Here is a 5,992-nt window from a genome sequence, read left to right on the forward strand (position 1 = left end):
CACAGGAAAAATTGTTCACAGAACCAATAGGCATAGCTCCCTACACGTTCAGACGAAGTTTTCCACATGGGGTTTCGGCAACGCTGGATACCATTCAGCATATGGGATTCACTGAAATTGAAGGCGGCGGGGAGATATGGATCCGCACGAATACAAGAAGCTTTGTGCGGAGCATGGTCTGACCATCCCATCAAGCGGTGGTGATTACAATCAGCTGCTGGAGAATCCGGGGCCGACGATCGAACGCGCAAAAATTTACGGATCATCCTACGTTGTTGTATTCTGGATCCCTCATGAAGTTGGTAATTTCAATATAGAAGATGCTAAAAAAGCTGTGAATGATTTCAATACAATGGGGAAAACCCTGAAGGAAAACGGTCTCACTTTCGCATATCATGCCCATGGGTACGAATTGCAAGAGTATGGTGATGGTACCTTGCTTGATTATATAATGGAAAATACCAATCCCGAGTATGTCTCTTTTGAAATGGATATATTCTGGATTCAGTATGGCGGTGGTGACCCTGTAGCACTGCTTGAGAAGTATGGCGACAGATGGAAACTCATGCACCTGAAGGATATGAAAAAAGGAATCAAGAAGGATAACCGCGGTCTCACTGATCCCGAATATGATGTTGCGCTCGGTACAGGCCAGATTGATATCGAAGGCGTGCTTCGTGCGGCAAAAAAAGTAGGTATAAAGCATTATTTTATTGAAGATGAAAGCAGCCGGATAATTGAACAGATCCCGGAAAGTATTGCCTACCTCCGCCAACTTGAAAAATAGCTTGTTGCATCTTCGGTGAATGTATCGCCAAAAACAAGAAGAAATATCAGCCGGATTTTACCATTTGGTATTATCTGGTTGTTTTGTGGTATAGTCTTTCTGCTTGTTGAAAGCGCAGCCACACGTGCGACCAATCTTTCGCCAGCGTCAACCATAACACTGTCGCCCCGCGTGCTTGTATTTGCATTGATTGCTGTTTTTATAGTAGGTCTTTGCGTTGGCTCTACAGAGGTTCTCCTCTTTGATAACCTTTTCAGCAAACGGAGCTTTACACGTAAACTGCTATACAAAACCGGCCTCTATTTACTTTTTATGCTGATGATTGCGACAATCACCTTTCCTGTCGCTGCCAGTCTTGAGGCAAGGATTCCTGTCACCGATCCTGAAGTCTGGCGACGTTTCAAGGCATTTATCTTTAGTGTCACTTTCGCGAGTACCATCCTGCAAATGTCCGCATCCCTTGTTCTTTGTCTGTTTTATGCAGGCATCAGTGATAACCTTGGTCATAACGTACTTGTAAACATGCTTACAGGCAGGTATCACTTGCCAAGGGAAGAAAAGCGGGTGTTCATGTTTCTGGATATGCGTTCATCAACAACAATTGCAGAAAAGCTGGGCCATACCAGGTATTATAAACTTTTGCGGGATTATTATAACGATTTTTCTGATCCAATCGTGAACAGGCTGGGAGAGGTTTATCAGTATATCGGAGATGAGATTGTTGTTTCCTGGCCCTATAAATCAGCACTTCGCAAAAGTGCCTGCCTGCACTGCTTCTTTGATATGAAGAAGGCGATTCATGAAAGGGAGGCGTATTACATGAATACCTACGGACTTGTACCGGATTTCAAAGCAGGCATGCATCTGGGCGAAGTGACTACGGGGGAGATCGGCGCCCTGAAAAGGGAAATTGTATTTACAGGGGATGTTCTGAATTCGGCGGCAAGAATTCAGGGGCTATGTAACCAATTTGAAACTGATTTGCTTATTTCGGGGGCCCTGCTTGATGCGCTTCCGGATTCGCAGATTTTTACACCGGTGCCCTACGGCACAGTGGAGTTATCAGGCAAAGCTGAAATGGTGGAGTTGTTTGGGATTGAACCGGTTACTCCATCGAAATGAATTTTGATTTCCTGCCATGACCGGGGAATTATACCGGAATGTAGGTATGGCGCTTTTCAATTTTCGAAGGTATTTTAATTAAAAAAATCAAATGAAAGCCAATGAACCCTACATTTTGATCCAGCGCGAAACGGCTGGGAACAATAATGATTACAAGTTGCATATTGCCATGTTTCTTGCCGGTTTTGAACTTATGGATAAAGTAAGTCCACTTCATTATATTGGCAAGAAACCCAGGACGCGTGGCGTAGAAGCCACACATTATGGTATTAAAATCCAGGAAAGCGATGGAAATTTCGAATTCATTGAACATGAAGAGGATTACAAGCGCAGGTCTCCGGATGAAAATGAAAATGCCGTGTATATTGAAATACTTAAATTTGACAAGGATGGTAACCCTATTGAAAAGCCCAAATTCTGGCCAAAGGATGGCGGCTCAGGCGGACTGGAACCTTAGTATATGCATATAACTCGCCAGCGATTTATTCTGATAGCACACCTATGTTGTGCTATTTTCTTGTTTAATAATTCCGTTGCCCAAAGCATTCCGGATTCACTCAATGCCGCAATCGATCATGCATTGCAAAACAACAATCCCGTTGCAGCGGCAGAAACATATGATCAGCTGGGTAGTTATTACAGGAGCATTCTTCGCTACGATTCAGCCTATGCTGCCTATGCCGAGGCACTGCTGCTGCGTGACAGCCTGGAAGCGCCTTCGGTCTCGCTATCCTACCTTTACCTGGGGTCAATAAGTTCGTTGCGAAGAGAGTTTCATCAGGCCATAAAGGAATTCATGCATGCCCTCTCATTTGCGATTCAGCATAATGATTCATTACGCATGTCTCAGGCATATAACAATCTCGGACTTCAGTATTCCTATATGGCAGTGAGGGATTCCACATTTTTATACCTGAGGAAGTCCATTCAGATTAAGGAAACACAGGGAAATACAGCCGGGCTTGCACACTCATATAATAACCTGGGTGTGCTTTATGAAAACTTCAGAGAATATGACAGCGCACTTTATTTTTATCGAAAAGGCCTGACGCTCCGGCAGATTGCCAGCGCTCCGCTGGATGAGATAGCACAGTCCTATTCCAATATATCGGGTGTTTACTTCGATTTGAATCAGCTCGACTCCAGTGAATACTATATAAACAAAGCCATTGGACTGGTAAACAGAAATTCAGAATCCGACTACCTGAAGCCGTACATCTATGGTTTGCTGTTCGAGCTGCACTGGAAAAATGACAGGAAAGACAGCGCCCGGTACTACCTTGATATGATCGATACGGTAAGGACACAGCTGCTGAATGCAGAAAATACAGCAAAGCTGAATGAAATTCGAACGCGTTACGATGTGGCGTTAAAAGATGCAGAGATCGCCGAGCAGGAGGCAAGCCTTCAGGCAAGCAGGGACAGGAACAGGTTGTTTCTAATAGTTGCTGTCACTGCCTGCATTCTGCTGCTGCTTTCTGTGTTTTTTTATTTTTATCGTCAGCGTATCCTGCTGAGCCTGATGGATAAAGACAAAAAGCTTCACAATCAGCGGATTGATGAAGTATTGCGTAAACAGGAGATCAATGTACTGAATGCACAGATGGACGGTCAGGAGATGGAGCGGCAGCGGATAGCACAGGATCTTCATGACCGGCTTGGCAGCAAGTTATCAGCGGTTAAATTATATATGGAGGCGTCTAAGACGGATGGCCCCTCTGATCATCAGCAGTCGGCCAACAAGCTGCTCGATGAAACTATTCGTGAGACACGTGCAATTGCACATAATATTTCTACTGGGGTGCTGGCGAAATTCGGACTGATCGCGGCCATCAACAACCTGAAAAGCACACTTGAAAATTCACAAAGGGTTGAGATTGATTTTGTTACACATAAAATTGACCTTGAAAAGATCCCCAATGAAATTCAGCAAGCCATATACCGGATTATTCAGGAATTATTTAGTAATATTCTAAAACATGCGGACGCACGGCTGATAACCATTCAGCTGTCACAGCTCCGAGGTGAACTGCACCTTACTGTTGAAGACGATGGGAACGGGTTTAATGTCAGCAATTATGATGAAGGCATGGGTCTTCGGAATATTCGAAGCAGAGCGGGTAAATTCAATGGTGAGGTTAATATTGACAGTCGGACCGGTCACGGGACAACTGTGATGGTTAACATACCCATAGAATGAAAGTTATACTCGCAGATGATCATCAAATAGTAATTGACGGGCTTCGTGCCATACTTCAGGACGAGGAATACCTGGAAATCGTTGGGGAGTTCGCCAATGGCAGGGAAGTGCTGGCATTTTGTGAATCCGGGGCTGAATTTGATATTGCTATTCTTGACATAAACATGCCGGGAAAGGATGGCATAGAATGTACGGAACAGATTAAGAAACTGGATGGAACAAAAAAAGTTTTGATTCTTACGATGTACAACGATCCCGAGTATATTAAACAGTTAATGGAAATCGGTGCGGATGGTTTTATTCTGAAAAATACCGGAAGAATTGAACTTCTGACAGCACTGGAAATGCTGGGTGAAGGTAATACCTATTTTGGTCAGGATGTAACAAGCACACTTGCGAAGAGTTATCAGAAGAAAGGTTCAGATAATGGCATCAGACTGACCAAGCGGGAAATTGAGATTGTACAATTGCTTGCGGAAGGTCTCACCTCAATCCAGATCGCTGAAAAACTTTTTCTGAGTCCGTATACCATTGATACCCATCGCAAGAATATCATGAACAAGTTTGAAGTACACAGTACGATCAAGTTGTTGGAATGTGCCCGAACTTCCGGTTTGCTTTGATATCCTCTTGATACTATTCAACTACAAATCTTCGTAAAATCGGCTCCGGAAGGTCCAGCATCAGAGTATACAAACCTGCTGACAACGGTGTGAGGAATTCGATTTTTGCATTCATGCCATAACTGTGATCTATCTCAACCTCACTGGCGTACACAACATTGCCCAACAGATCAATTATCCGAAGGTTTGTTTTGACATCGGCATCAATGCCATGGAGTCGAAGGTTGATAGATTTGCCGTCACCAGGCACGGGGTATAAATCAAGAACTACCTCTTCGAGGAAATTGTCTACCCGGACTGGCGGAAAGTATACAAATGTTCCATCCAGGTCTGTTTGCTTCAATCGATAATAGGATACTCCGTTGTAAGGCTTTGTATCAGTATGACTGTATGAGGTCGACGACAACTTGGTACCCTGCCCGTTAATCGTACCAACCACTGTGAAATTATTGAAATCAACGGACTTCTCGATGGTAAAGTAGTCGTTGTTCAGCTCAGTAGCCGTTTCCCAGTCAATATCAACAACACCATTATTAAGAACCGCCGTGAAGTTCACCAGCTCAACCGGCAGGGCAGAGGCAGAACTTCCAACAGCAAATGGCGAAAATGTTGAGACATTCGCGGCCGCAACCGTATAAGGATCGCCGCCGGCTGCTGTCAGCCCTTCCGCCACAGGATCCCAGATGGTGCCATCGTGATGTGAAACAAGCACATCCAGTGGATCAAAATCACCCGCCTGATTGCTTCCGTTCCACTGGAAGGTGAGCGTCGCATTGGTGCCGCCGGATGAAGACTCATCGATAAACCAGGTCTTGTGTACCACAGCGGTAATCAGCTGTGTTCCGCTGGTCCCGCCATTTTCATACACATTATTCTTTACCTGAACGGTGAAGTCATCGGCGGTTCCTGCATTGTTGATTGTGACCGGCGTATAATCCGCATTCTGGCTCCCTACAGGGAACAATATGTTACCTGTTCTGCCACCACTGCCTATGTCTGTCTGAACAAGACTTCCTGTGTCATCAGTCACAGCATAACTGGCAGCACTTCCATTACTTACCGAGCCGTTGATGGTAAGATCATGGCTGTTCGGATAAATCAGTCCGATTTGGAAATTCATGGTGCCATTTACTGTAACAGGTACAGCCATATCCACGCTTCCTGATGTCTTGGCAAGCGTCAGGTTATAAAAGGTTTCACTTGACGGATGTGTAATTGTCAGGTGCTGATGAGTTCTCGTAACAGGACGCAATTAACCTT

Annotated in this window: 6 protein-coding genes; 5 read left to right on the plus strand and 1 reads right to left on the minus strand. The window is 44.7% G+C overall.

The genetic code is table 11. The annotated features are described in order from the left end of the window. Positions 1 to 136 precede the first annotated feature (136 nt). The 5 genes from ACXAC4_RS21270 (at position 137) to ACXAC4_RS21290 (ending at position 4,732) form a co-directional block, all read left to right on the plus strand. A complete protein-coding gene (locus ACXAC4_RS21270; RefSeq protein ID WP_475165183.1) occupies positions 137 to 787 on the plus strand; it encodes a sugar phosphate isomerase/epimerase family protein in 651 nt (216 codons plus the stop codon). 15 nt (positions 788 to 802) lie between these two features. Then, positions 803 to 1,909 carry an adenylate/guanylate cyclase domain-containing protein gene (locus ACXAC4_RS21275; RefSeq protein WP_475165185.1) on the plus strand — a complete coding sequence of 369 codons (1,107 nt, stop codon included), beginning with the start codon at positions 803 to 805 and terminating at the stop codon, positions 1,907 to 1,909. A gap of 91 nt (positions 1,910 to 2,000) precedes the next feature. After that, complete coding sequence (locus ACXAC4_RS21280) at positions 2,001 to 2,366, plus strand: hypothetical protein (protein ID WP_475165186.1); 366 nt, start codon at positions 2,001 to 2,003, stop codon at positions 2,364 to 2,366. Between the two features lie 3 nt (positions 2,367 to 2,369). After that, a complete protein-coding gene (locus ACXAC4_RS21285) occupies positions 2,370 to 4,109 on the plus strand; it encodes a tetratricopeptide repeat-containing sensor histidine kinase (RefSeq protein WP_475165188.1) in 1,740 nt (579 codons plus the stop codon). Continuing rightward, positions 4,106 to 4,732 (plus strand): response regulator, encoded by a 627-nt coding sequence (locus ACXAC4_RS21290; RefSeq protein WP_475165189.1) that lies wholly within the window; start codon positions 4,106 to 4,108, stop codon positions 4,730 to 4,732. Before ACXAC4_RS21285 ends, ACXAC4_RS21290 begins: the two co-directional genes overlap by 4 nt. A 13-nt stretch (positions 4,733 to 4,745) precedes the next feature. Here ACXAC4_RS21290 and ACXAC4_RS21295 read toward each other — a convergent pair whose 3' ends face one another. Then, a complete protein-coding gene (locus ACXAC4_RS21295; protein WP_475165191.1) occupies positions 4,746 to 5,882 on the minus strand; it encodes a hypothetical protein in 1,137 nt (378 codons plus the stop codon). Between the last annotated feature and the right edge of the window lie 110 nt (positions 5,883 to 5,992).

Source organism: Pseudoalteromonas sp. AWM4_233, assembly GCF_056158285.1.